At 57.2% G+C, this 22661-nt stretch carries 22 protein-coding genes; 12 read left to right on the forward strand and 10 right to left on the reverse strand.

Features of this window, described 5'->3' with window-relative positions; all coding sequences use genetic code 11:
- Nucleotides 1–4: 4 nt before the first annotated feature.
- Nucleotides 5–583, reverse strand: coding sequence for an invasion associated locus B family protein (locus tag GOW04_RS04115; RefSeq protein WP_171115889.1), 579 nt, complete (start codon nucleotides 581–583; stop codon nucleotides 5–7).
- 448 nt (nucleotides 584–1031) lie between these two features.
- Here GOW04_RS04115 and GOW04_RS04120 point away from each other — a divergent pair, with 448 nt between their 5' ends.
- A complete protein-coding gene (locus GOW04_RS04120; protein ID WP_171231626.1) occupies nucleotides 1032–2579 on the forward strand; it encodes a helicase HerA-like domain-containing protein in 1548 nt (515 codons plus the stop codon).
- A gap of 32 nt (nucleotides 2580–2611) precedes the next feature.
- Here GOW04_RS04120 and GOW04_RS04125 read toward each other — a convergent pair whose 3' ends face one another.
- The 7 genes from GOW04_RS04125 to GOW04_RS04155 all read right to left on the reverse strand — a co-directional run bounded on the left by GOW04_RS04125 (nucleotide 2612) and on the right by GOW04_RS04155 (nucleotide 9164).
- Complete coding sequence (locus GOW04_RS04125) at nucleotides 2612–2866, reverse strand: hypothetical protein (RefSeq protein WP_171115893.1); 255 nt, start codon at nucleotides 2864–2866, stop codon at nucleotides 2612–2614.
- 181 nt (nucleotides 2867–3047) lie between these two features.
- Nucleotides 3048–4361, reverse strand: a complete 1314-nt coding sequence (locus GOW04_RS04130) for a branched-chain amino acid ABC transporter permease (RefSeq protein ID WP_171115895.1) — start codon at nucleotides 4359–4361, stop codon at nucleotides 3048–3050.
- Nucleotides 4358–5368: a branched-chain amino acid ABC transporter permease gene (locus tag GOW04_RS04135; RefSeq protein ID WP_152457997.1), complete on the reverse strand. Its 1011-nt coding sequence runs from the start codon at nucleotides 5366–5368 to the stop codon at nucleotides 4358–4360. Before GOW04_RS04135 ends, GOW04_RS04130 begins: the two co-directional genes overlap by 4 nt.
- Nucleotides 5369–5577: 209 nt before the next feature.
- Nucleotides 5578–5913, reverse strand: a complete 336-nt coding sequence (locus tag GOW04_RS04140; protein WP_171231627.1) for a hypothetical protein — start codon at nucleotides 5911–5913, stop codon at nucleotides 5578–5580.
- Nucleotides 5914–6241: 328 nt separating this feature from the next.
- Nucleotides 6242–7072 (reverse strand): ABC transporter ATP-binding protein, encoded by an 831-nt coding sequence (locus GOW04_RS04145; protein ID WP_152457995.1) that lies wholly within the window; start codon nucleotides 7070–7072, stop codon nucleotides 6242–6244.
- Nucleotides 7069–7857 carry an ABC transporter ATP-binding protein gene (locus GOW04_RS04150; protein ID WP_152457994.1) on the reverse strand — a complete coding sequence of 263 codons (789 nt, stop codon included), beginning with the start codon at nucleotides 7855–7857 and terminating at the stop codon, nucleotides 7069–7071. The genes GOW04_RS04145 and GOW04_RS04150 overlap by 4 nt, the downstream gene beginning before the upstream one ends.
- A 125-nt stretch (nucleotides 7858–7982) precedes the next feature.
- Nucleotides 7983–9164 (reverse strand): ABC transporter substrate-binding protein, encoded by a 1182-nt coding sequence (locus GOW04_RS04155; RefSeq protein ID WP_152457993.1) that lies wholly within the window; start codon nucleotides 9162–9164, stop codon nucleotides 7983–7985.
- Nucleotides 9165–9317: 153 nt separating this feature from the next.
- Here GOW04_RS04155 and GOW04_RS04160 point away from each other — a divergent pair, with 153 nt between their 5' ends.
- Together GOW04_RS04160 and GOW04_RS04165 are read left to right on the forward strand one after the other, a co-directional pair.
- Nucleotides 9318–10415 carry a PQQ-dependent sugar dehydrogenase gene (locus tag GOW04_RS04160; RefSeq protein ID WP_171231628.1) on the forward strand — a complete coding sequence of 366 codons (1098 nt, stop codon included), beginning with the start codon at nucleotides 9318–9320 and terminating at the stop codon, nucleotides 10413–10415.
- Between the two features lie 96 nt (nucleotides 10416–10511).
- The gene (locus GOW04_RS04165) at nucleotides 10512–11039 is read left to right on the forward strand and encodes a GNAT family N-acetyltransferase (protein WP_171231629.1); all 528 of its coding nucleotides are present in this window, start codon (nucleotides 10512–10514) and stop codon (nucleotides 11037–11039) included.
- Nucleotides 11040–11048: 9 nt separating this feature from the next.
- Here GOW04_RS04165 and GOW04_RS04170 read toward each other — a convergent pair whose 3' ends face one another.
- Nucleotides 11049–12053 (reverse strand): GlxA family transcriptional regulator, encoded by a 1005-nt coding sequence (locus tag GOW04_RS04170; RefSeq protein ID WP_171168156.1) that lies wholly within the window; start codon nucleotides 12051–12053, stop codon nucleotides 11049–11051.
- 169 nt (nucleotides 12054–12222) lie between these two features.
- Between GOW04_RS04170 and GOW04_RS04175 the strand changes: the two genes are divergently transcribed.
- The gene (locus GOW04_RS04175; protein ID WP_171115908.1) at nucleotides 12223–13593 is read left to right on the forward strand and encodes a class II 3-deoxy-7-phosphoheptulonate synthase; all 1371 of its coding nucleotides are present in this window, start codon (nucleotides 12223–12225) and stop codon (nucleotides 13591–13593) included.
- 68 nt (nucleotides 13594–13661) lie between these two features.
- Here the strand turns inward: GOW04_RS04175 and GOW04_RS04180 are convergent, their stop codons facing one another.
- Nucleotides 13662–14336: a PAS domain-containing protein gene (locus GOW04_RS04180; protein WP_171228327.1), complete on the reverse strand. Its 675-nt coding sequence runs from the start codon at nucleotides 14334–14336 to the stop codon at nucleotides 13662–13664.
- A 245-nt stretch (nucleotides 14337–14581) separates the two neighbouring features.
- On the opposite strand from GOW04_RS04180, the gene GOW04_RS04185 reads away from it, so the two are divergent.
- The 8 genes from GOW04_RS04185 to pstB all read left to right on the forward strand — a co-directional run bounded on the left by GOW04_RS04185 (nucleotide 14582) and on the right by pstB (nucleotide 22658).
- Nucleotides 14582–15472, forward strand: coding sequence for a YicC/YloC family endoribonuclease (locus GOW04_RS04185; RefSeq protein ID WP_171232042.1), 891 nt, complete (start codon nucleotides 14582–14584; stop codon nucleotides 15470–15472).
- 17 nt (nucleotides 15473–15489) lie between these two features.
- Nucleotides 15490–16131, forward strand: coding sequence for a guanylate kinase (gene gmk / locus GOW04_RS04190; protein WP_152457986.1), 642 nt, complete (start codon nucleotides 15490–15492; stop codon nucleotides 16129–16131).
- On the forward strand, nucleotides 16128–16652 hold the full coding sequence (locus tag GOW04_RS04195; protein WP_171231630.1) for a gamma carbonic anhydrase family protein: 525 nt from the start codon (nucleotides 16128–16130) through the stop codon (nucleotides 16650–16652). Before gmk ends, GOW04_RS04195 begins: the two co-directional genes overlap by 4 nt.
- A gap of 27 nt (nucleotides 16653–16679) precedes the next feature.
- Entirely contained in the window at nucleotides 16680–17720 is a 1041-nt protein-coding gene (locus GOW04_RS04200) for a cell wall metabolism sensor histidine kinase WalK (RefSeq protein WP_171231631.1), read from the forward strand.
- A 194-nt stretch (nucleotides 17721–17914) separates the two neighbouring features.
- The gene (locus GOW04_RS04205) at nucleotides 17915–18955 is read left to right on the forward strand and encodes a substrate-binding domain-containing protein (RefSeq protein ID WP_171231632.1); all 1041 of its coding nucleotides are present in this window, start codon (nucleotides 17915–17917) and stop codon (nucleotides 18953–18955) included.
- 92 nt (nucleotides 18956–19047) lie between these two features.
- Nucleotides 19048–20520: a phosphate ABC transporter permease subunit PstC gene (gene pstC, locus GOW04_RS04210; RefSeq protein ID WP_171231633.1), complete on the forward strand. Its 1473-nt coding sequence runs from the start codon at nucleotides 19048–19050 to the stop codon at nucleotides 20518–20520.
- The gene (pstA, locus tag GOW04_RS04215; protein ID WP_171231634.1) at nucleotides 20517–21848 is read left to right on the forward strand and encodes a phosphate ABC transporter permease PstA; all 1332 of its coding nucleotides are present in this window, start codon (nucleotides 20517–20519) and stop codon (nucleotides 21846–21848) included. The genes pstC and pstA overlap by 4 nt, the downstream gene beginning before the upstream one ends.
- Nucleotides 21849–21860: 12 nt before the next feature.
- On the forward strand, nucleotides 21861–22658 hold the full coding sequence (gene pstB / locus GOW04_RS04220) for a phosphate ABC transporter ATP-binding protein PstB (protein WP_152457980.1): 798 nt from the start codon (nucleotides 21861–21863) through the stop codon (nucleotides 22656–22658).
- Nucleotides 22659–22661 lie beyond the last annotated feature (3 nt).

Raw genomic sequence — 22661 nt, forward strand, 5'->3', positions numbered from 1 at the left:
ACCCTCAGTTCGCGTTGACGGTCAGGGTGTCATAGCCGGACGTAAAGCCGGACAACGACATTTCCATCTCCAGTACCTGATCAGGGAAGCGGGCCGGAACCAGCGAAAAGATCGCCTTGGTGCCAGCTTTCATTGCATCGATATCGCCTTGGCTCAGGCCCAGCTGCGCGACGCAGCCAACAGGCAGGCAATGATGATAGTTGTACAACTTGCGGGGCGCACCATCGATGGACAGGGCGAGCTGAGCTTGCAGCAGTGTTTCCAACGGAACGATCACATTCGCCCATGCAACTGCCGCGCCGCCCTCGGGCAGTCTTCCAATCGACACCTCAGCTATCGGATCACCCTGGTTGCCCTTCAGAATCTGGACGATGGCGCACGGGTCTTCGCCTTGCTGCGCCTTGATGCAGGACAAGTCCCAGTCACCGAACTTTTCCTTGACGAACTGTTCTCCGGGGCGCGGGCCTTCCTGACCCAAATCGAGACCGTTGTCCGGTTCGGATGTCGTTGTGTCCTGCGCATATCCTGCGCCACATAGAAGAATTGCCGCCACTGTACTTAGCGAGAGGATTTTCTTGATCATGAATGCCTCGACTTGATGCTTGAGCTTTTTGCTTCGTTTAACACTCTTCTGAACTGGTGTCAGGCACTAACAGAACGCCATGTCTGAACGTGAACGGATTCTTGCCAGAACACCAGAAACCAACTGCCCTGAGACAGAAAAAGAGAGCTGTATAAGCCAGCTCTCTTTTCCAAAAGGTTCTCCCCGTCGGACTGGCCGACTTATTTATGCGCAAACCCTACGAAAGGGGCGCAGACGGGTCAACAGCTATCCTCAAATTTTAATATTACGGTCAGAACTTTGAAACCAAATTCGAGCCTGCAAAAAAGCCGTGCCCGAAGGCACGGCCAGTCGACAGGGAGGAAGTCTGCCCCACGTGAAGGAAGCAAACGCGGGGCAAATTGACTATCGCAGTCAAAGGTTAACTTTGTATGCTGGTCACGGATCGGTGAAACATAAGGCAATGTTAATGGGCAAGAATATATTTTTGGGTGGCGGAGGCGAAGGCTATGGCCAGCCGCAGGAACTGGCGCTGAAATATGCGAACCGCCATGGGCTGATTGCCGGCGCCACCGGGACCGGTAAGACCGTAACGTTGCAAATCCTCGCGGAAGGCTTTTCCCAAGCCGGAGTTCCGGTGTTTTTGTCCGATGTCAAAGGCGATCTGTCGGGCCTGGCTTTGCCCGGAAGCGACGCGCATAAACTGCATCAGGCATTTATGGATCGTGTCAAACGCATTGGGTTCGACGATTTTGCCTATTCCGCCTGCCCGGTTACGTTCTGGGATCTTTTTGGCGAACAAGGCCATCCGGTGCGGACGACGGTCACTGAAATGGGCCCTTTGCTGCTGTCCCGGTTGATGGAATTGAGCGAAGCGCAGGAAGGCATCCTGAACATCGCGTTCCGCGTGGCCGATGAAGAGGGAATGCCTCTTCTGGATCTCAAGGACCTTCAGGCGCTGCTGGTCTGGATCGGCGAGAACCGGGCCCAGCTTTCATTGCGATATGGCAATGTATCGACATCTTCGATCGGTGCGATCCAGCGGCGATTGCTGGTATTGGAAAACCAAGGGGGAACAAAGCTGTTTGGCGAACCCGCGCTGGATCTGTCCGATTTGATGTGCACCGATGAAAACGGGCAGGGGATGGTGAACATCCTTGCTTCGGACAAACTGATGGCCGCGCCACGGCTTTATGCGACATTCCTGCTGTGGCTGCTGAGCGAATTGTTTGAGGAACTTCCCGAAGTCGGTGATCCTGACAAACCCAAGCTGGTGTTCTTCTTCGACGAAGCGCATCTGTTGTTTGACGGTGCTCCGAAAGTGCTGGTGGACAAGGTCGAACAGGTTGCGCGCCTGATCCGGTCCAAAGGCGTGGGAGTCTATTTCATCACCCAGAATCCCGCCGATATTCCCGAGGATATTCTGGGGCAGTTGGGCAATCGCGTTCAGCACGCTTTGCGAGCCTTCACGGCGCGTGACCGAAAGAACCTGCGTCTGGCGGCGGAAACCTATCGCGAAAACCCCGCCTTCGACACCGAAGCCGCAATTCGTGAGGTGGGCGTTGGTGAGGCTGTCACGTCGATGCTGCAGAAAAAAGGTGTTCCCGGAATTGTCGAGCGCACGTTGATTCGACCGCCGGGATCCCAGTTGGGGCCCATTTCTGATGCTCAGCGGCGGGCCATTCTCGATGCCTCGCCGATGGCGTCTAAATATGGCAATGGAATTGATCGAAAATCGGCCTTTGAAATCCTCCAGGCTCGGGCCGAGGCGGCCGCCAAGGCCGCTGAACAGGCAGAGGCCGATGAAGTGCTGGAGGCACAATCACCGATGGAACGAGAGTATTCTTCAGCTCGCAGATATTCAGGAAGCCGGGTTGGCAGATCCTCGTCCCGGGTGCAACGGCGGAAAGACACGTTTGCATCGGCGATGACCGATGCGGTGATCAAGGAACTGAAGGGAACGACCGGACGCCGGATTGTTCGCGGTATTCTGGGTGGATTGTTCCGCAACAGATGACGTTACGGCGCCCATCACGGGCGCCGCAGTGTTTACTTCAAACGACGCTGGCCTTCCTGACGGCAGTAGGCGTCAGCCTCCGGCACGGACATTTTCGAAGCCGGGAAGTCAATCGCCCGGTCCCAGGTCACCCGGTCGTGACGGTATAGCTGACAGGTTACGACACCTTTGGGCGTTTGAACCTTGACGGGAGTTGTTTCAAGTTCTTCCGGAGTGGGAATGCAGGCGGTTGTTACGATGGCAACAACCGGAAACAGAAGCAGTGTCTTGAACCGTGGTGCTTTCATTTTTGACTCTTTTCAAAACGTGTAAATGATCGTTACAGATCGGCGTAGACGGATGTGAGTGCCGGCGACATACCGCAAAAAGAAAACACTGCGGTGTGTCCGTTTATTCAAAAAATCGTTAAGAATCAAGAAACCGCGCCGGATAAGAGGCGCGGTTTCGCTTATTGAAGGTGGAAGTGATCTATTTCTCTGGGATCAGCCCTCTTGGGCTGAATCTGAGAACAATCAACAAGATCAGACCCATCGTGAACAGGCGCATATGTGCGGCGCTGTCCAGCAAGTGGGCTTTCAATGCACTTCCGTCCGGCAAGCCGGCGGTAATGACATTCATCAGCCACAAGCCGATCGGTTCAACCTGAACCCACAGGAACCAGATGAGGAATGCGCCCAGAACGGCCCCGAAGTTGTTGCCCGAACCACCCACGATCACCATCACCCAGACCAGAAAGGTAAAGCGCAGCGGTTGATACGCGCTTGGCGTCAACTGGCCGTCCAGCGTTGTCATCATCGCACCTGCGATACCGCAAACGGCCGAACCCAGTACGAATATTTGCAGATGACGACGGGTGACATCCTTGCCCATGGCCTCAGCCGCCACTTCATTGTCACGGATTGCGCGCATCATCCGGCCCCACGGGCTTTTCAGCGCCATCTGTGCCATCCAGAGCAGAACCAGAAGTACTATCATGAACAGCAGCGAATAGCCGAGTTTGACCGAGAGGGTGGACGCGGTGACGGGGTCCAACCCCAACCATTCGGCCCGCGCCAGAAAGGCCGGGTCGTTCTGCAAATCCACTTCGTAGCCCACAACGGGGGACGGGCGAGGAATGCCGTAGACATTCTTGACGCCCCGGGCCAGCCAGTCTTCGTTTTTCATGACGGCGATGATGATTTCGGCGATCCCCAATGTGGCAATCGCCAGATAATCCGAGCGAAGGCCCAGCGCCGTTTTACCGATCAGCCACGCAGCACCCGCCGCCAGCAAACCACCCGCCGGCCAGGCCAGCAGAACCGGCAGATTCAAACCTCCGATATTGCCGGCAATTGCCGGGTCGATGGCCTCGACCGCCGCAATGCTGGGATCGAACACCGCGCGATAGACAAAAAAGCCCACGACAAGAACGGCGATGATCGTCAGGGTTTGCACACGGCCCTTCGGCAGCTTTGTTGCCACCAGAACGGCGGCAACCACTGTCGCGGCGCCCAGCAGCAAAGACAGAACGATGCCATAACCTCCGGCGGCCCAAGCACCGGGCGTGGGCGGCGTTGAAACCAGTACGACGGCCAGACCGCCCAGTGCGACAAAGCCCATCACGCCCACATTGAACAGACCGGCAAAACCCCATTGCAGGTTTACACCGATCGCCATGATGGCGGAAATCAGCCCCATATTCAGGATCAGGATCGCGGTGTTCCAGCTTTGCGTGAAACCGGTCAACAGGATCAGGCCACCGACAATTGCGAACAGCAGCGTGTTTTTGACAGAGTCGGTCATACGGCCTTTCCCTTGAAAAGTCCCGTGGGCTTGAACAGAAGCACGATCAGCAGGATGACAAAGCTGACCGCGAATTTGTAATCGGTCGAGAGGAGTTGGACCAAACCTGACGGCGCCAGACTTTCAGGCGACACATAGGTCAGCACCTTCTTCCAAGCGTATGTTATCGTCACTTCGGAAAACGCGATGATAAACCCGCCTGCGATGGCGCCCAGAGGATTGCCCAAACCACCCACGATGGCCGAGGCAAAGATCGGCAGCAGAAGCTGGAAATAGACGAAGGGTTTGAAGCTTTTGTCCAGCCCGTAAAGAACGCCAGCAGTTGTGGCCAGCGCCGCAACGATGATCCATGTGATCATCACCACACGTTCCGGGTTGATGCCTGACAACAGCGCCAGATCCTCGTTGTCCGAATAGGCCCGCATCGACTTGCCGGTGCGCGTCTTGTTCAGAAACCAGAACAGCAGCGCCACGGCAACAACGGCCACGATCACCGTGATACCTTGCGACGTCTTGATGGCCAGACCCTCACGCAGACCGGTCATCGCCTTGAAATCGCGTGCCGAAACAATGAACCGAGCCCCATCCGAAAACCGTTGGTCATCCGGCCCGATGATAAACCGGACAAGGCCGTTCATGATGAACATCACGCCCATGGAGACGATCACCAGAATAACGGGCTTTGCCTTTTGTTCACGGTAGAATTTGTAGACCAGCCTGTCGGTGATCAGCACCAGCACGATACAGCCCAGGATGGCAAAGGGCAGGGCAAGCAGGGCGGTTGGCAACGGTCCAAAGCTGATTCCGGCGGCCTGCAACCCCCATGTGACCAGTACGGCGACCATCGCGCCAAAGGCCATGGTGTCGCCATGGGCAAAGTTCGAAAACCGCAGGATGCCGTAGATTAGGGTCACGCCAAGCGCGCCCAATGCCAGTTGGCTGCCATAAGCGACCGCTGGCACCAACACAAAATTCGCAAGCGCAACAAGCGCGTTGAGTAGATCCATTATTTCTTCTCACTGTCCGGGTGCGGCTTTATGGCACGACGCCGACGAAAGACACAACAATTTGGAACATGATTTTTAGGGCTTTATGCATGTTTTTATGCCGTTTGGCAGGCTTCGGACACGCTGGCAGAGGCCGCCTGGTTCTTCCCCAAAGAAAAAGACCGCGCCCCACTGAGGGGCGCGGTCCGAAATCGCGAAAGATCGCGGGGCTAGGCACCGGTTTCCGTGCATTGGCCGCGGTCATTGTGCAGAACCGGGCGGCGGATGGACAGGTTGTAGGACAGATCCGGGCTTTTGACGAAGAACGTCATGACATGCTGTTCGGTCGTCAGGATGAACGTCAAGTTGTTCAGCCCCGGAAACACCTGCGCGTCCCCGGTCGTGTCACCGAACTTGACCGATCCCTTTTGCGCACCTTCGAACCGTGTCAGCCGATACTCGGTTCCATCAATTTCCGATGTACACACAAATTCGCGCTGCTGAGCGACGGCACCGGCACCGGTTGCCAGTTGTGCGGCCAGGGCGGCGATCATCCATTTTTTCATTTTGACTTCCAATTCTTGTGTCCCCAACCGTGGCGCGTTTCGGGGATTGGTTTAGGTGTTCGGGCGCAGCGATATTTTTGAAATTGGGCCTGATTAAAGCAGCAGATTGGCATTCGGCGCGTTTTCAAAGTCTTTTTTCCGCAACGGCCCGCAGGAGATTAATTGATATTTTTCAGATACCTAATAAAGGCTCTCATGTCCTGAGCCTCGGTTTGAAGCACCGGTTGCCATGTTCTGGCCTTCAATTTTGCGCATTGCGATCAAGCAAATGGACCAGCCGAGAATCTCGACTGGCCCCACATGAAAATCTGCCATTGAAAAGCGCCGATCAGCCGCCCAAAAACGACTTTCGCACCTCGGGGTCGGCCAGCAGTTCCTTGCCCGTTCCGGTATAGGCGTTGCGCCCCTGAACCAGAACGTATCCCTTGTCGGCAATCTCCAAGGCCTGGCGGGCGTTTTGCTCGACCATCAGGATCGGCAGGCCGGTGCGGGACACTTCGATGATCCGGTCGAACAACTCATCCATCACGATCGGCGAAACACCTGCCGTAGGCTCGTCGAGCATCAGCACCTTGGGCTGGGTCATCAGGGCGCGGCCCACGGCGACCTGTTGGCGTTGTCCGCCCGACAGCTCTCCGGCGGCCTGATTGCGCTTGTCGCGGAGGATGGGGAACAGGTCATAGACCTGCTCCATCGTCTGGCTGATGTCGTCGCGACGGATGAAGGCACCCATTTCCAGGTTTTCCTCCACCGTCATAGAGGTAAAGATGTTCTGTGTCTGCGGCACAAAGCCCATGCCACGCATGACCCGATCCTGTGGGGTGAGGTTTGTAATATCCTCGCCATCCAGACGCACAGACCCTGAACGGACATCCAGCATCCCGAACACGGCTTTCATCGCCGTAGACTTTCCCGCACCGTTGGGGCCGACGATGACTGCGATTTCACCTTTGTCCACCGCGATGGTGCAATCATGCAGGATGTCGGGCCCTTTGCCGTAGCCACCCGTCATGGTGTCGCCGATCAGAAACGGGCCGCCCCCGACCTTATGCGTCGCACCACTTTTGCGATGGGCCGGCGTCATGGTGCCGACACCGTGCGGATTGGTGATCGAGGCGTCCTTGTTGCCCTTGTCATCCTGATAGGGGTTGTCGCTCACGCGCCTGCCTCCAGTTTGTCTTTGTTCTTAAGGCCGGTGCCCAGATAGGCTTCGATCACGTGCTCGTTCGCCTTGATCTCGTCCAAGGTACCCTCGGCCAGAACCTTGCCTTCAGCCATGCAGATGACCGGATCACAGATCTTGCCGATGAAATCCATGTCATGTTCGATGACGACGAAGGTATAGCCGCGCTCTTTGTTCAGGCGCAGGATCGTGTCGGCAATGGTCATCAACAGGGTGCGGTTCACACCCGCGCCGACCTCGTCCAGAAACACGATCTTGGCGTCCACCATCATCGTGCGGCCCAGCTCCAGCAGCTTTTTCTGACCACCCGAGACCTGACCCGCCTTGTGATCGGCCAGATGTTCAATCGTCAGAAACTCCAGCACCTCATCGGCCTTGGCCTTCAACGCGCGTTCTTCATCAGCGATGCGCTTGCGGCCAAACCACGTGTTCCACAGCGACTCGCCTGATTGCGCGCCGGGCACCATCATCAGGTTTTCGCGGCAGGTCATCGACGGGAATTCATGTGCAATCTGAAACGTGCGCAACAGACCCTTGTGGAACAATTCATGCGGGGGCAGACCGGTGATATCCTCGCCGTCCATCACCACCTTGCCGCTGGTCGGCGGCAGAACACCTGCGATCACATTGAACAGAGTGGTTTTTCCTGCCCCGTTGGGCCCGATCAGGCCGGTGATCGACCCTTTCTGGATTTCCAGCGATGCCCCGTCCACCGCATGAAATCCGCCGAAATGCTTGTGCACGTCCTCGACGACGATCATCTTTTCCCCTTGCCGCCTGTCCGGCGCTGTTGTCTCGACCCCGTTTGTCGGGTGCGGTCTTTTTTCATTGAAACAGCCCGGACACAAGGCCCGGGCTGCTTTCATTCATAGCCTTTGGCGATCAATCAACGGAAGTTGACAGTCTTGTTTTCACCGTCGGTCACTTCGATCTCGCGATAGGAACCCGCGCTTTCGCCGGGGCCGATCAGCTCAACACCGGACGCACCGACATAGTCGATGTCCTGACCATTTGCCAGCAATTCCAGACCCTTGGCCAGTTCGCCGGGATAGATCTTTTCGCCCGGAGCGTTGGCGACGTCCATGATCTTGCCGCCATAGTCGGCCGGATTGGTCGATCCAGCAGCCTGCATGGCCAGCATGAACAAAGCCGCAGCGTCATAGGATTCGGGCGAATAGGGCGACGAACCGTCGAAGCCTGCTGCCTCGGCCATGGCGAAATACTTTTCGGCGCCTTCACCGCCCGAACCGGCGATCTGACCGAACGAACCGTTCAGGTCGGGGCCGACATTGGCCGGCAGCGAGTCACCGATCATGCCGCCGGGCAGGCCAAAGGTGTCAAACGCACCGCTGTCCAGCGCCGACTGGATGATGCCCAGACCGCCCTGATCCAGATAACCCGCAACGACCAGAATGTCGCCACCGGCCGAGGCCAGAGCACCAACTTCGGCCGAATAGTCGGCTTTGCCATCCTCGTGCGCTGCAACGATGGTCACTTCACCACCTGCTGCCTCGAAAGAGGTTTGGATCGCGTCCGCCAGACCCTTGCCGTAGTCGTTGTTGGTATAGGTCAGAGCGATCGAGTTGATGCCGCGATCCTTCAGGATATCCGCCATCACCTGGCCTTCGCGCGCATCTGAAGGCGCGGTGCGGAAGAACAGGCCGTTGTCTTCCATGGTCGACAGGCCCGGCGAGGTCGCCGAGGGCGAGATCATGACCATGCCATTCGGAATCGCGACGTTCTGAAGGATCGCACCGGTCACGCCCGAGCAATCGCCGCCGATGATGCCGGCAACACCGTCGGCAATCATGCGTTCGCCGTTCGAAGTGGCCAGACCGTTATCAATGCAGCCGGTGTCGGCGCGCGATGCGGTCACTTTGGATCCATCCAGCAGTTTTCCGGATTCGGTGACTTCCGCCATCGCCAATTCAGCGCCCGAACCCATTGCGGGTGCCAGCGATTCAATTGGGCCGGTGAATCCGAACAAAACACCAAGCGTAATGTCTTCGGCCAGCGCAGGTCCGGCCAGCAAAGCGGATGCTGCAGTTGCTGTAAGCAGCTTTTTCATATGGTTACTCCCTATTGTGAACGTATTCGTTCTGGCCACGAACCTAGGCAAGCTGCCCGGAAAAGAAAAGTCCTAACGCAATCGTGCCTTTATCGATCGGAAATCTATCTGTTTTGTTAGGGTTTGCCCAAGATTGTCCGGAGAGGGGTCAACATGCTCAGAGCTGCCGCGATTCTGTTCTTCACTTTTTGCACTCAAGGCGCCTTGGCACAGGCGTTGTCGACCTCGGTCGGGAATTTTGAACTTATCGAAATGGCAGGCGGGCTGGATACGCCTTGGGCCGTCGGCATCCTGCCTGACGACAGTTTTCTTGTCACCGAACGGGACGGAAACCTGCTGTATGTTAAGGACGGAGAGGCGAAAGCCATATCCGGTGTTCCCAAGGTTGCAGCTTCGGGGCAGGGCGGATTGCTGGACGTTACGGTCTCGCGCGATTTCAATCAAAGCCGCGAGGTCTTTCTAACCTTTTCAAAACCGCAAAAGGGTGGCGCAGGCACGGCTGTCGCGGTGGCGCGCCTGTCTAAGAACGGCACGCGTCTGACGAATCTGCGGGTCATTTTCGAGGCTTACCCCGGCGGATCAGGCGGGCGGCATTTCGGCTCACGTGTTGTAGAAGCCAATGACGGCACGCTTTTTGTAACCATCGGAGATCGAGGGGATGCGCCGCAGGCGCAGGATCGCTCGAACGCCCTGGGTTCCGTGATCCGTATCAACCGCGATGGCTCGGTACCGTCGGACAATCCTTTCATCGGGCAGGCAGATATCCGACCTGAAATCTGGACCTATGGGCACCGCAACCCACAGGGGGCCGATCTGGATGCGCGCGGCCGATTGTGGGTGTCGGAACACGGGGCGCGCGGCGGCGACGAGGTGAACCTTGTCAAACCCGGCGCCAATTACGGCTGGCCGGTCATCTCGTACGGCACGCATTATTCCGGAGAGAAGATCGGCGAGGGCACCAGCAAGCCCGGTATGGAACAGCCGCGCCTATACTGGGACCCGTCGATCGCGCCGTCGGGGTTGATGGTCTATTCCGGCGATATGTTTCCTGAATGGCGGGGCGACATTTTCGTGGGCTCGCTGAAATTCGACTATATCGCGCGGCTGTCCGGAGACCCGCTGCGCGAGGTCGAGCAGATCAAGGGCCCCGAGACCGAACGGGTCCGTGACATAGTGCAGGCCCCGGATGGGGCGATCTGGTTCATTTCAGTCGGGCAGGGCGCGGTTTACAGGATGTCTGTCAAACAGTGACATACGAAGCATGCCAGCAGACTTTACAATTCCATTTGCGCGTTTCCATCGTCGCAGTCACTCTGTCCAACAGGTTACACGGTTAAGGGGATACTAATGAGTGATTTCGACATTGAATTGTGCACAAGTATCCCGCTAAGAACCGAGCTGAATATGATTTTGGAGCAATATTATGCTCTTATCGCTCAAAGAATGCAGGGTATGGGGTTCGAATTGGATCCTTCCGCACCGCAAAGCGCACTTGAGGAATTCTGGGCGAACACGGATGACTACATGCCTCCGAACGGATGCCTGATCGTCGCAAGAAACCGCGATGGCATAATCGTAGGGTGTGGAATGATGAAACGGTTTGATCAGTCTACCGGCGAATTGAAACGTGTATTTGTAACCGAAGACGCTCGGGGCACCGGAGTGGGGCGCGCATTAATTCAAGCACGAGAACAAGCCGCCAGAGCCATGGGGCTAAAGCGGTTAATCGCAGATACACTCACCCCAAATGTGGAAATGAGGTCTTTGTATCCCAAGCTCGGGTTTGTGGAACTGGCCTCTCCGATCGAGACAACAACCTACAAAGATCAGCCCATGCTCCGACCGCACTTGCACTATTTCGTCAAAGAGCTTTGACGCTGGACCTTAGACTGACAATCTTCCACTTTGCGCACCACGTTCGCGATAGGGCGTGGTGTTGTAATGCGCCCGGTAGCATTTCGAGAAATGGCTGGGCGAGGCGAAACCACAGGCCAGCGCCACGTTGATGACGCTCATGTCTGTCTGCATCAGCAGGTTGCGGGCCTTGTGCAGGCGCAGTTCCATGTAATAGCGCTTGGGGGAACGGCTGAGATACCGGCGGAACAGACGCTCCAACTGGCGGGTCGACATACCCACGTCCTTGGCAAGGATCGATGGCGAGATCGGCTCTTCGATGTTTTTTTCCATCATCAGGATAACCTGGCTCAACTTCGGATGCCGCACACCGATTCGGGTCGGAGTTGACAGGCGCTGCGTGTCCTGGTCGGTTCGAATCGAGGAATAGATCATCTGATCCGCCACCGCGTTGGCCAGATCCTCGCCATAGTCATCTGCAATCAGCTTGAGCATCAGGTCAATCGACGAGGTGCCGCCCGCAGTCGTCATGCGGCTGCCATCGATCTGAAAGACGGCTTTGGTCAGTTCGACCTCATCGAATTCCTCGATGAAACTGTCAGAGTTCTCCCAATGGATCGTTGCCTTCTTGTTGTCCAACAACCCGGCCTTTGCCAGAGTATAGGCCGCAGTGCAGAGGCCGCCGATCCGCAATCCCCTTCGGGCTTCGCGCCGTAGCCAGTTCAGCACGCGCTTGCTGGTGGCCGCCTGAACGTCCACGCCACCGCAAATCAGAACAACGTCGTCTCGCTGCAGCTCTACCAGATCACTGTCAAGCTTGAACTCGGTCCCGGCCGAGCAGGTTACCGTCTCTCCGCCTTCTCCCATCAGCTTCCAGGTGTAAAGCTGTCTGTTCGCCATGCGGTTGGCGATGCGCAGACTGTCAAGCGCCGAAGCAAAGGACAGAAGCGAAAATTTGTCCAAAAGGACAAACACGAAATTCCGGGGTGGGGCCGCAGTGTCTTCCACCGTGACAACTTGGCGTTGCTCTTGCATGGCGAGATGTCCTTGCTTCGCTGCTGGTCAGTTGATTATCCAGCAGCAGATTTGACAGCCACCATGATCAAAGCTTGTTTACGTCGTCAAGAGGCGCAAATGGGATATGGTCACTCTTCATTGCATTTTGTATAGAGACCACCTGAAAACTTCAGCGGAGATCAAAGCTATGACCGAATGGCAAAAATCGAACTGGCGCAACAAGCCCCGGGTTCAGATGCCAGATTATACCGACGCGGCCGCGCTGGCCAAGGTCGAGGCTCAGCTTTCAAAGTATCCCCCGCTGGTCTTTGCCGGCGAGGCGCGGCGTCTCAAACAGCATCTGGGTGCCGCCGGGCGCGGCGAGGCCTTCCTACTGCAAGGTGGGGATTGCGCTGAAAGCTTTGAACAATTCAGCGCTGATGCAATCCGTGACACGTTCAAGGTGATGCTGCAAATGGCGATGGTTTTGACTTATGGCGCCAAGGTGCCAGTGGTCAAAGTTGGTCGTATGGCCGGGCAATTTGCCAAACCACGCAGTGCCCCGACCGAAGTCGTGAATGGTGTGGAACTGCCAAGCTACCGCGGCGACATCATCAACGAATTGGCCTTCACGCCGGAAGCCAGAATTCCGAATCCCAACAAGATGTTGCAGGCCTACACGCAAGCGGCGGCGACATTGAACCTGCTGCGAGCGTTCTCGACCGGCGGCTTCGCGGATATGAGCCGCGTGCATGCCTGGACTTTGGGTTTCGCGGATGAACAGGACGTTCAGAAATATTCCGAGGTTGCCGATCGCATTCAGGACACCATCGACTTCATGGAAGCCGCTGGAATCACTGCGGAAACAACCCATGAATTCTCGACCGTCGAATTCTACACCAGCCACGAAGGGCTGCTGCTTGAATACGAAGAGGCACTAACGCGTCTGGATTCCACCTCGGGCAACTGGCTGGCTGGCTCTGGTCACATGATCTGGATCGGCGACCGCACCCGTCAGCCCGACGGCGCGCATGTCGAGTTCTGCCGCGGGGTTCTGAATCCGATCGGTCTGAAATGCGGCCCGACCACCACGGCCGAGGACCTCAAAGTTCTGATGTCCAAGCTGAACCCCGACAACGAAGAGGGGCGTCTGACCCTGATCGCGCGCTTCGGTGCGGGCAAGGCGGGCGAGCATCTGCCGCGTCTGATCAAGGCGGTCAAGGAAGAGGGTGCCAAGGTCACCTGGGTCTGCGACCCGATGCACGGAAATACGATCAAATCGGCCACGGGCTATAAAACCCGCCCGTTCGATTCTGTTCTGCGCGAGGTGCGTGACTTTTTCGGAGTGCATCAGGCCGAGGGAACCATCCCCGGTGGCGTGCATTTCGAAATGACCGGGCTAGATGTGACCGAATGCACCGGCGGTGTACGTGCCGTGACGGAAGAGGACCTGTCGGACCGCTACCACACCGCTTGCGATCCGCGCTTGAACGCGTCGCAGTCGCTGGAACTTGCGTTCCTGGTGGCGGAAGAGTTGACCAACCTGCGCCGCAACGGTTCGAAACGCGCGGTAAGCTGAGCGCATCTGTAACAATGACAACAGCGGGCCATCGGCCCGCTGTTTCTGATCACGGCAATCGGCGGGTCTCAGTCGTCGCGAGACACCACCAGATGAAGATGGCTGGCAGAGCGTTTGAATTCGCGTTGTTCCTCGGCAAAACCGTCCACAGGGCGGCGCTGTGTGGGCGCGGGTACCTGAATTTCAGAAACCGGTTTGATCCGCGTATCAGTCAGTGTAAACCGGCGCGGTGTCTTGCCGATTGCGCCATCGGCGATCATGACCCCCAAAATACGACTGACATCCCCAAGGTCACTTTTCAGCGGCAGAAGGATCATCCGGGCCTGCATCCGGGTACGTCCCAACACCCCGCCCGACTTCAGACTCAATTCGGCAACAGCGGGGGACGCAAATACCTGTTCCAGTACATCTTTGGTCTGCGCGCGGGCATCGGGTTGAAAGAACGCGGTCAACGGCATCCCCCGCACTTCCATACCTGCAAGCGCGTTCAGATGACTGCCTGCCAGACGAAAACGGGCCAGGCCGGGTGCAATGCGTTCCAGGATAAAAGTATATTCAAGAACATTCTCAAGACCGCGCGGGTCGATTTGAGACCGCATCGGCACGCTGTCGCCGCTCAACAATGCGGTCCAATACGCCTCGGCCTGGCGGATCGGCGATAGGCTGCGCCCACTGTCAAAGCGATCCATTGCGACGATCTTTCCAAATTCTGACCCGGAACCTATCCCGAAAAAGGTTTTCATTTTCATCACCCTACCGTCAATTGGCCGCCTTTTTCATAAAATGCAACACATTGGAAGCATCTGCGGCCCGCAAACCATTGCTATAGGCATTTTGACTCGGGTTAATTCAATTTTGGAGCAATTCTTTAACGAATGGTTAACTTGCGCCAAACAATTGCGTCGTCAGCAAACTCTTGCTCTGCACCAGTCAATGGCATTAGGTGCGGCACATGCTCGAAACAGCAGGGGAACAGGAAAGGGCCATCATGATCAGATCCATGACCGGGTTTGCCTCGGGGAAGGGAACTTTCGGCCCGCACAGTTGGTCGTGGGAACTTCGCAGCGTAAATGGCAAGGGGCTGGACATGCGTCTGCGCGTGCCCGACTGGTTGACCGGCCTCGAAGTCGCGTTGCGGGCGTCCCTGTCCAAATCCCTGAGCCGGGGAAACGTGACCCTGTCGATGCGCTTGAACCGCGAGGATTCTGCCCCGGAACTGGCCTTGAACGAAACCGCGATGGCTGCGGCCCTGACGGCTCTCGAGCGGACGGAAGCGCTGGCAGCTGCGCGCGGCATCACGCTTGCGCCGTCGTGTGCGTCAGATCTTTTGGCGCTCAAGGGGATGATGGACGCAGGAACTGAGGCCGACGATCCGGCTCCGCTTGTTGCTCATCTGACGTCCGAATTCAAAGATCTTCTAGCGGCGTTCATAGTTATGCGCAAAACCGAAGGGGCAGCTTTGGCCGCGGTCTTGAACACGCAACTGGATCAGGTCGCGGAACTGACGGCGCAGTCCGCAGAGATTGCCGAGCAACGCAAGGACAAGATGACCGAGGGGCTGCGCGAGAATCTCGCGCGGGTGCTGGAGAATACGCAGGGCGCGGATCCCGATCGTGTCGCGCAAGAGCTTGCGATGATCGCGGTCAAGGCGGATATCACCGAAGAAATCGACCGCCTGACCGCCCATGTGGCGGCCGCTCGTGAGTTGTTGGCACAGGACGGCGCCGTGGGCCGCAAGCTGGATTTCCTGATGCAAGAGTTCAATCGCGAAGCCAACACGCTGTGTTCCAAGGCGCAAAGCTCGGACCTGACATCGGTCGGGCTGGAACTGAAAGCGGTGATCGATCAGATGCGCGAACAAGTGCAGAATGTGGAATAAGAATGGGAACGACTGACATGGCGGACCGCCGAGGCCTACTAATCATCCTGTCTTCTCCGTCCGGAGCGGGCAAATCGACCCTGGCCAGACGGTTGATGGCCTGGGATACGGATCTGGAATTCTCGATCTCGGCGACGACCCGCGCCCCACGCCCCGGGGAAGAGCATGGGCGCGAGTATTTCTTTCTGTCCGAGGACGAGTTCAAACAGCAGGTCGCTGATGGGCAGATGCTGGAACACGCCCATGTATTCGGAAACTTCTATGGTTCGCCTGCTGAGCCGGTCAAAAATTCGATCAATGCCGGTAAGGACGTGCTGTTCGACGTCGACTGGCAGGGCGAGGTGCAGATCCGAAACTCGGATCTGGGCAAACACGCGTTGTCGATCTTCATTCTGCCGCCGTCCATCCCCGAGCTGCGCCGCCGGCTGGAAACACGCGGGCAGGACAGTGATGACGTCATCGCCCGTCGAATGCTCAAAAGCTGGGATGAAATCAGCCACTGGGGCTATTACGACTACGTCCTGATCAACGACGACCTCGAGGCAACCGAAGAAAAGCTGAAAACCATCGTCAGCGCGGAACGGATGCGCCGCATTCAGCAACCCAGGTTGCAACAGCACGTCCGCAAGTTGCAGAGAGAATTCGAGGGACTGTCATGACCATTTACGCTTTGGGCGAGCACGCTCCGCACATTCACGAGGACACCTGGGTCGCGCCGGATGCCAATCTGATTGGCAAGGTTGTGCTGGAGCAGGGGGCCTCGGTCTGGTTCGGCTGTACGATTCGCGCGGATCACGAAGAAATCCGGATCGGCGAGGGCAGCAACGTTCAGGAAAACTGCGTGATGCATATCGACGCCGGCTTTCCCCTGACGATTGGTCGAAATTGCACCATCGGGCACAAGGTGATGCTGCATGGCTGCACCATAGGCGAAAACACGTTGGTCGGAATGGGCGCAATCGTTTTGAACGGCGCAAAGATCGGCCGGAACTGTCTGATCGGAGCAGGGGCCCTGATCACCGAGGGCAAGGAAATCCCCGACAATTCGCTTGTCATGGGATCGCCGGGCAAGGTCGTGCGCCAGCTGGATGAGGCCGCGGCGCAAAGGATCACGTTCAGTGCGCTGCACTATCAGGAAAGCATGCGCAAATTCCGCGAAACCCTGAAACCTGCGCTTTGACGCCACGGAATGAGTGGGTTTTGACGCATGACCGAAGACGTTCTTGAGGACATTGTTCTTGCGATCCCGCTACCGGCGTTGATGGTGGATCAGACCGAACGGATCATTGCCGCGAACACAGATGCAAAGTCCCTTCTGGGCCAGAACATTGTTGGACGTCATTTTGCGACCATATTGCGACAGCCGCAGGTTCTGGACGCGATTGAGCAAAGCCTGACAAGCAGAAGCGCAAAGAAAGCACGTCATCTGTCAAATGACGGTGCGCAGGACACAACATACACAGTTGAATGCAGATACATGAACGGGGTCGCTTCCGAAGGGGCCGTCATGGTCACGTTTCAGGATACCACCCATCTGGAACACGCCAGCCAGATGCGGCGGGATTTCGTGGCCAATGTCAGCCATGAATTGCGCACGCCGTTGACCGCCTTGATGGGGTTTATCGAAACCCTGCGCGGTCCGGCACGGGACGATCCCGCCGCGCGTGACCGGTTCCTCAAGATCATGGCCGATGAGGCCAACCGGATGAACCGTCTGGTCGGGGATCTGTTGTCGTTGAACCGGGTCGAAAGCGAAGAACGTGTTCGACCCAAGCAACAGCTGGAACTTACCGGTCTACTTCAATCCACAATAAACTCGCTGCGGCCCCTTGCGGAGGATGCTGGCGTGGTTTTGTCGCTGAATGTGAAAAACGGTCCGCTTTCAGTCACCGGTGACAGCGACCAGTTGCGACAGGTTTTCACCAATCTCATCGAGAACGGGATCAAGTATGGCGCCAGTGGCGGTAGTGTTACGGTACGTGTCCTGCCGGCGGACAGGGATCCGGCGATGCGCGGCCCGGCTGTCCGAATCCAGTTCATAGACAAAGGGCCCGGCATAGATGCTGTTCACCTGCCGCGCCTGACAGAGCGATTCTATCGCGCCGACAGCCACAGGTCGCGGCAGCTGGGTGGAACCGGGCTTGGCCTTGCGATCGTGAAGCACATCGTCAATCGCCATCGTGGAAGACTTCGCGTCGAAAGCGAATTGGGAAAAGGCTCTGTTTTTACGGTCATTTTGCCCCGTTGAAACAGCCTGGAATGCAAGTCTGCTTTTATTCTGACCCTTTGGGGCATTGGTTGTTCCAGGGGTCAAACGCAAAAAAATCCCCTGCTGTCATAAAACCGTTACGCATGTGTCACAAAAGGCTTACGCACGCCCCATAGGGGTCCCCGCAGGATCATCATGGTGGTGATCAAGTACACCTTTTCAGGGAGACTGAAATGTCCTTTGTAAAACTGTCGGCATCTGCGCTGGCTATCGCTGCCGTCTCGGCGACCACTGCTGCGGCGCGTGACAACGTTCAGATCGCCGGCTCGTCGACCGTTCTGCCTTATGCCTCGATCGTAGCCGAACTGTTCGGTGAAAACACAGACTTTCCAACTCCGGTTGTTGAATCCGGCGGTTCGTCGGCTGGTCTGAAGCGTTTCTGCGAAGGCGTTGGCGAAAACACCATCGACGTTGCAAACGCGTCGCGCGCGATCCGTGAAAAAGAGATCAAAGCCTGCGCCGAAAACGGTGTGACCGACATCATGGAAGTCCGCATTGGTTATGACGGCATCGTATTCGCAAGCCAGCAGACCGGGCCCGCCTTCACCACGTTCGAACCGTCCGACATTTTCAACGCTCTGGGTGCAAAAGTTCTGAAAGACGGTGAGATCGTTGACAACCCGTACAACACCTGGGCCGAGTTCAACCCGGAACTGCCCGATGTTGAAATCGCAAGCTTCATCCCGGGCACCAAGCACGGCACCCGCGAAGTGTTCGAAGAAAAAGTTCTGCTGATCGGTTGTGAAGAAACCGGCGCCATGGAAGCCATGATCGCGGGCGGCATGAGCGAAGACGACGCTGAAGATGCCTGTCTGGCGGTTCGCACCGATGGCAAATCGGTCGATATCGACGGTGACTATACCGAAACCCTGGCGCGTATCGACACCAACCCCAACGGTATCGGCGTGTTTGGTCTGGCGTTCTACGAGAACAACACCGACAAGTTGAAGGTTGCCACCATGTCGGGTGTCGCACCGTCGACCGAAACGATCTCGACCGGCGAATATCCGGTTTCCCGCCCGCTGTTCTTCTACGTGAAGAAAGCTCATATCGGCGTGATCCCCGGTTTGAAGGAATACGCGCAGTTCTTCACCCATGACGAAATCGCCGGTCCGTCGGGCCCGCTTGCCAACTATGGCCTTGTCGCCGATCCTGAACTGGCAAAAACTCAGGACGCAATCGCCAACGAAGTCACCATGGGTTCGGGCAGCTGAGCCTGACGTCAGTTTAACGCAAATAGGGGCGACGGATCAGTCGCCCCTTCACTGTCTTTTTACTACTCGCAATCGAAGGCAATGGGGGTGTCATGCCGATACTTTGGCTCTTTCTGATCGTTTCGGCGATCGCGGCTGTCGGCTATCTGTTGGGACGCACACGCGCACTGCAAAACGCAGGGGGTGACAGTCGGAACCTGCATTCCCTGCCATCTTTTTACGGTGCAAACGTTGCACTGAAGACACTTGTGCCGGCCTTCGGTCTCTTGATCGTGTGGCTGTTGGCGCAGCCTTTCTTCCTCAATGCGCAGGTGTCGGACATGATACCGGACTCCGTGATAAAGGAAGGTTCCTCCCGCAGCCTGGTGATGGCCGAAGTACGCCGCACCGCCGCCGGGCTGGACAATGCGGTTGCGCTTGGAACCCTGACCGAGAACGCCGCCAGTGATGCCGATGCAAATATCGGCGAGATCACACAGCTTTTGAAGGACGCGGGGCAGGTGGTGACCTCGGACATCACTCAACCGGTATTGCGCGCTGCGCAGAGCTATCGCTCCATGAGCTCGACCGGGTATGCGATCATGTCCATTGCCGTTATCGCGGTTGCCTTGATCGGTGCCGTAGCGGGCTGGTTGCAAACCAACGCCGAATACCGTGCGCGCAACGTTGTGGAACAGGGGGTTCGTGTCCTGCTTCTGGCGGCCGCGTCGGTTGCCATTCTGACAACGGTGGGCATTGTCCTGTCTCTTGTGTTCAACACCTGGGAGTTCTTCAAACTATACCCTGCGTCAGATTTCTTTTTCGGCATGACCTGGGCGCCCAGCTTTTCGGGCCGCGGCGGGTTGTCCGAACTCGGGATCTTGCCGCTGCTGTGGGGGACGCTCTACATCTCTGTCGTGGCGTTGCTGGTCGCAGTGCCGATCGGGTTGTTCGCCGCGATCTATCTCAGCGAATACGCTTCGCCCCGTTTGCGGTCTGTCGCCAAGCCGCTGCTTGAGGTGCTGGCCGGGATTCCGACCATCGTTTACGGTCTCTTCGCTTTGTTGACCGTTGGCCCGCTGCTGTTGGATGTTTTTGGTGAAAGTGGCCTGGGCTGGATGAAAGCCGGCACTGCCGTCATGACTGCGGGTCTGGTGATGGGGATCATGTTGATCCCGTTTGTCTCATCACTGTCTGACGACATTATCAACGCGGTGCCGCAGGCCATGCGCGACGGTTCCTACGGTCTTGGCGCCACGCAATCCGAAACCATCCGTCAAGTCGTTCTGCCCGCCGCGTTGCCCGGTATCGTCGGCGCGATCCTTCTGGCGGCATCGCGCGCCATCGGCGAGACCATGATCGTGGTTCTCGGGGCAGGGGCCGCGGCCCGCCTCAGCCTGAACCCGTTCGAAGCCATGACAACTGTGACAGCCAAGATCGTCAGCCAGTTGACAGGGGACGCCGACTTTGCCTCGCCCGAGGCGCTGGTCGCCTTCGCACTTGGCATGACCCTTTTCATTCTAACCTTGGGGCTCAACGTGTGTGCCCTGTATATCGTGCGCAAATACCGGGAGCAGTACGAATGACCGACACCAGTATGCAAAGCCCCGAATCCGGTCGCCATACGATCTCGCTCACGGCTTCGGATGAACGCACGAAGAAACGTGCCAAAGCCGAGAAACGGTTCCGTGCTTATGGCATCGCCGCAATCGCAACCGGTCTGTTCTTTCTGGTTGTTCTGTTCGCTTCGATCCTGTCGCAGGGGATTCCGGCCTTCCAGCGCACGGTCGTCAGCATTGATTTCACACTGACCGAACCGCAGCGGGACGAGGCCGAAGGGGCCCTGTTCAAGACAAAAGTCTATTCCAACCTGTTCGTCGCCCAGTTGAACAGTGAACTTGCTGAACGCGGAATCAGCGTTGATTTTGATGAGGCCGCGATCGAGCGTCTTTTGGGTAAAGTCGGCGGCACGATCCGGACCTTTTACACCGAAAACCCCGACAAGCTGGGTGAGCCGGTCCAATTCGATCTGGCAGCGTCCAGCCGGGTGGACGGGTATTTCAAAGGCCGCGTATCCCGCGACACGATACAGGACAGCCGGTTTCTGCAAAAAAGCGATCTGGATCTGGTCGATGCGCTGGAACAGGCTGGCATCATCAAGCAGGCATTCAACTGGCCCTTCATCACCGGCGCGGACGCAGGCGTGGACAACCCCGGCGGCGCAGGCATCGGTGTCTCGGTTGTGGGATCATTCTTCATGATGCTGGTCGTTTTGTGTCTGTCTCTGCCGATTGGCGTTGCAGCTTCGATCTATCTCGAAGAATTTGCGCCGCAGAACAAGTTGACTGACCTGATCGAAGTGAACATTTCGAACCTGGCCGCGGTTCCGTCCATCGTCTTCGGTATTCTGGGCCTGGCCGTTTTCATTCAGTTCATGCATCTGCCGCAATCGGCACCGCTGGTCGGCGGTCTGGTTCTGACCCTGATGACGCTTCCGACGATCATCATCTCGACCCGCGCGTCCTTGAAGGCCGTGCCTCCGTCGATACGCGACGCGGCGCTTGGGGTAGGAGCGTCGAAAATGCAGGCGGTGTTTCACCACGTGCTGCCGCTGGCTGCGCCGGGCATTCTGACAGGTACCATCATCGGTCTGGCGCAAGCCTTGGGTGAAACCGCACCACTTTTGCTGATCGGCATGGTGGGGTTTGTCGCACGCGGATATCCCGACGGCTTTCTTGCAGGCTTTACCGAGCCGAATTCGGCCATGCCCGCCCAGATCTATACATGGGCCGCACGCGCTGACGTCGGCTTTTACGAGAAGGCGTGGGGTGGGATCATCATACTTTTGATGTTCCTGCTGACCATGAATATCATCGCAATCATCTTGCGCCGCCGCTTTGAACGCCGCTGGTAAATGGGGGCTGGAATGAACGACATGACACGAGTGGAGAGAACCGTGGACTCCAAAGACATCAAGATCAACGCCAAGAACGTACAGGTTTTCTACGGTGAAACCCATGCCATCAAGGACGTGAGCGTTGAGATCGAAGACAAGACCGTCACGGCCTTCATCGGGCCATCTGGTTGTGGCAAGTCCACCTTCCTGCGCTGCCTGAACCGAATGAATGACACCATCGATATCTGCCGCGTCGAAGGCGACATCCTGCTGGATGGTGAAGACATCTATGACAAGCGTGTCGATCCGGTCCAGTTGCGCGCCAAGGTCGGAATGGTGTTCCAAAAACCCAACCCGTTCCCGAAATCGATCTATGACAACGTGGCCTATGGGCCGCGCATTCACGGCATGGCCCGCAACAAGGCGGAACTGGATGAAATCGTGGAAAAATCCCTGCGCCGCGGCGCGATCTGGGATGAGGTCAAGGATCGTCTGGATGCACCGGGCACCGGACTTTCCGGCGGCCAGCAGCAGCGTTTGTGCATCGCCCGGGCCGTCGCCACCGAACCCGAAGTTCTGTTGATGGACGAGCCGTGTTCGGCCCTTGATCCGATTGCGACCGCACAGGTCGAAGAGTTGATCGATGAACTGAGGTCGCGGTTTTCTGTTGTGATCGTCACCCACTCGATGCAGCAGGCGGCACGGGTCAGTCAGAAAACGGCCTTCTTCCACTTGGGTAATCTGGTTGAATTCGGTGAAACCGGCCAGATCTTTACCAATCCGATAGATCCGCGCACGGAAAGCTACATTACAGGCCGTATCGGCTAAGCA

The organism is Ruegeria sp. HKCCA4812 (assembly GCF_013034245.1).
Lineage (GTDB): Bacteria > Pseudomonadota > Alphaproteobacteria > Rhodobacterales > Rhodobacteraceae > Ruegeria.

Bases quoted from the DNA above. Each gene is read 5' to 3' on its own strand.
- GOW04_RS04120 (WP_171231626.1), top strand. From the start codon at position 1,032: ATGGGCAAGAATATATTTTTGGGTGGCGGAGGCGAAGGCTATGGCCAG.
- GOW04_RS04185 (WP_171232042.1), top strand. From the start codon at position 14,582: ATGATCAGATCCATGACCGGGTTTGCCTCGGGGAAGGGAACTTTCGGC.
- gmk (WP_152457986.1), top strand. From the start codon at position 15,490: ATGGCGGACCGCCGAGGCCTACTAATCATCCTGTCTTCTCCGTCCGGA.
- GOW04_RS04140 (WP_171231627.1), bottom strand. From the start codon at position 5,913: ATGAAAAAATGGATGATCGCCGCCCTGGCCGCACAACTGGCAACCGGT.
- GOW04_RS04155 (WP_152457993.1), bottom strand. From the start codon at position 9,164: ATGAAAAAGCTGCTTACAGCAACTGCAGCATCCGCTTTGCTGGCCGGA.
- GOW04_RS04175 (WP_171115908.1), top strand. From the start codon at position 12,223: ATGACCGAATGGCAAAAATCGAACTGGCGCAACAAGCCCCGGGTTCAG.
- GOW04_RS04195 (WP_171231630.1), top strand. From the start codon at position 16,128: ATGACCATTTACGCTTTGGGCGAGCACGCTCCGCACATTCACGAGGAC.
- GOW04_RS04170 (WP_171168156.1), bottom strand. From the start codon at position 12,053: ATGCAAGAGCAACGCCAAGTTGTCACGGTGGAAGACACTGCGGCCCCA.
- GOW04_RS04150 (WP_152457994.1), bottom strand. From the start codon at position 7,857: ATGATCGTCGTCGAGGACGTGCACAAGCATTTCGGCGGATTTCATGCG.
- GOW04_RS04180 (WP_171228327.1), bottom strand. From the start codon at position 14,336: ATGAAAACCTTTTTCGGGATAGGTTCCGGGTCAGAATTTGGAAAGATC.
- pstC (WP_171231633.1), top strand. From the start codon at position 19,048: ATGCCGATACTTTGGCTCTTTCTGATCGTTTCGGCGATCGCGGCTGTC.
- GOW04_RS04165 (WP_171231629.1), top strand. From the start codon at position 10,512: ATGAGTGATTTCGACATTGAATTGTGCACAAGTATCCCGCTAAGAACC.
- GOW04_RS04135 (WP_152457997.1), bottom strand. From the start codon at position 5,368: ATGGATCTACTCAACGCGCTTGTTGCGCTTGCGAATTTTGTGTTGGTG.
- GOW04_RS04160 (WP_171231628.1), top strand. From the start codon at position 9,318: ATGCTCAGAGCTGCCGCGATTCTGTTCTTCACTTTTTGCACTCAAGGC.
- GOW04_RS04205 (WP_171231632.1), top strand. From the start codon at position 17,915: ATGTCCTTTGTAAAACTGTCGGCATCTGCGCTGGCTATCGCTGCCGTC.
- pstB (WP_152457980.1), top strand. From the start codon at position 21,861: ATGAACGACATGACACGAGTGGAGAGAACCGTGGACTCCAAAGACATC.
- GOW04_RS04115 (WP_171115889.1), bottom strand. From the start codon at position 583: ATGATCAAGAAAATCCTCTCGCTAAGTACAGTGGCGGCAATTCTTCTA.
- GOW04_RS04125 (WP_171115893.1), bottom strand. From the start codon at position 2,866: ATGAAAGCACCACGGTTCAAGACACTGCTTCTGTTTCCGGTTGTTGCC.
- GOW04_RS04130 (WP_171115895.1), bottom strand. From the start codon at position 4,361: ATGACCGACTCTGTCAAAAACACGCTGCTGTTCGCAATTGTCGGTGGC.
- GOW04_RS04200 (WP_171231631.1), top strand. From the start codon at position 16,680: ATGACCGAAGACGTTCTTGAGGACATTGTTCTTGCGATCCCGCTACCG.
- pstA (WP_171231634.1), top strand. From the start codon at position 20,517: ATGACCGACACCAGTATGCAAAGCCCCGAATCCGGTCGCCATACGATC.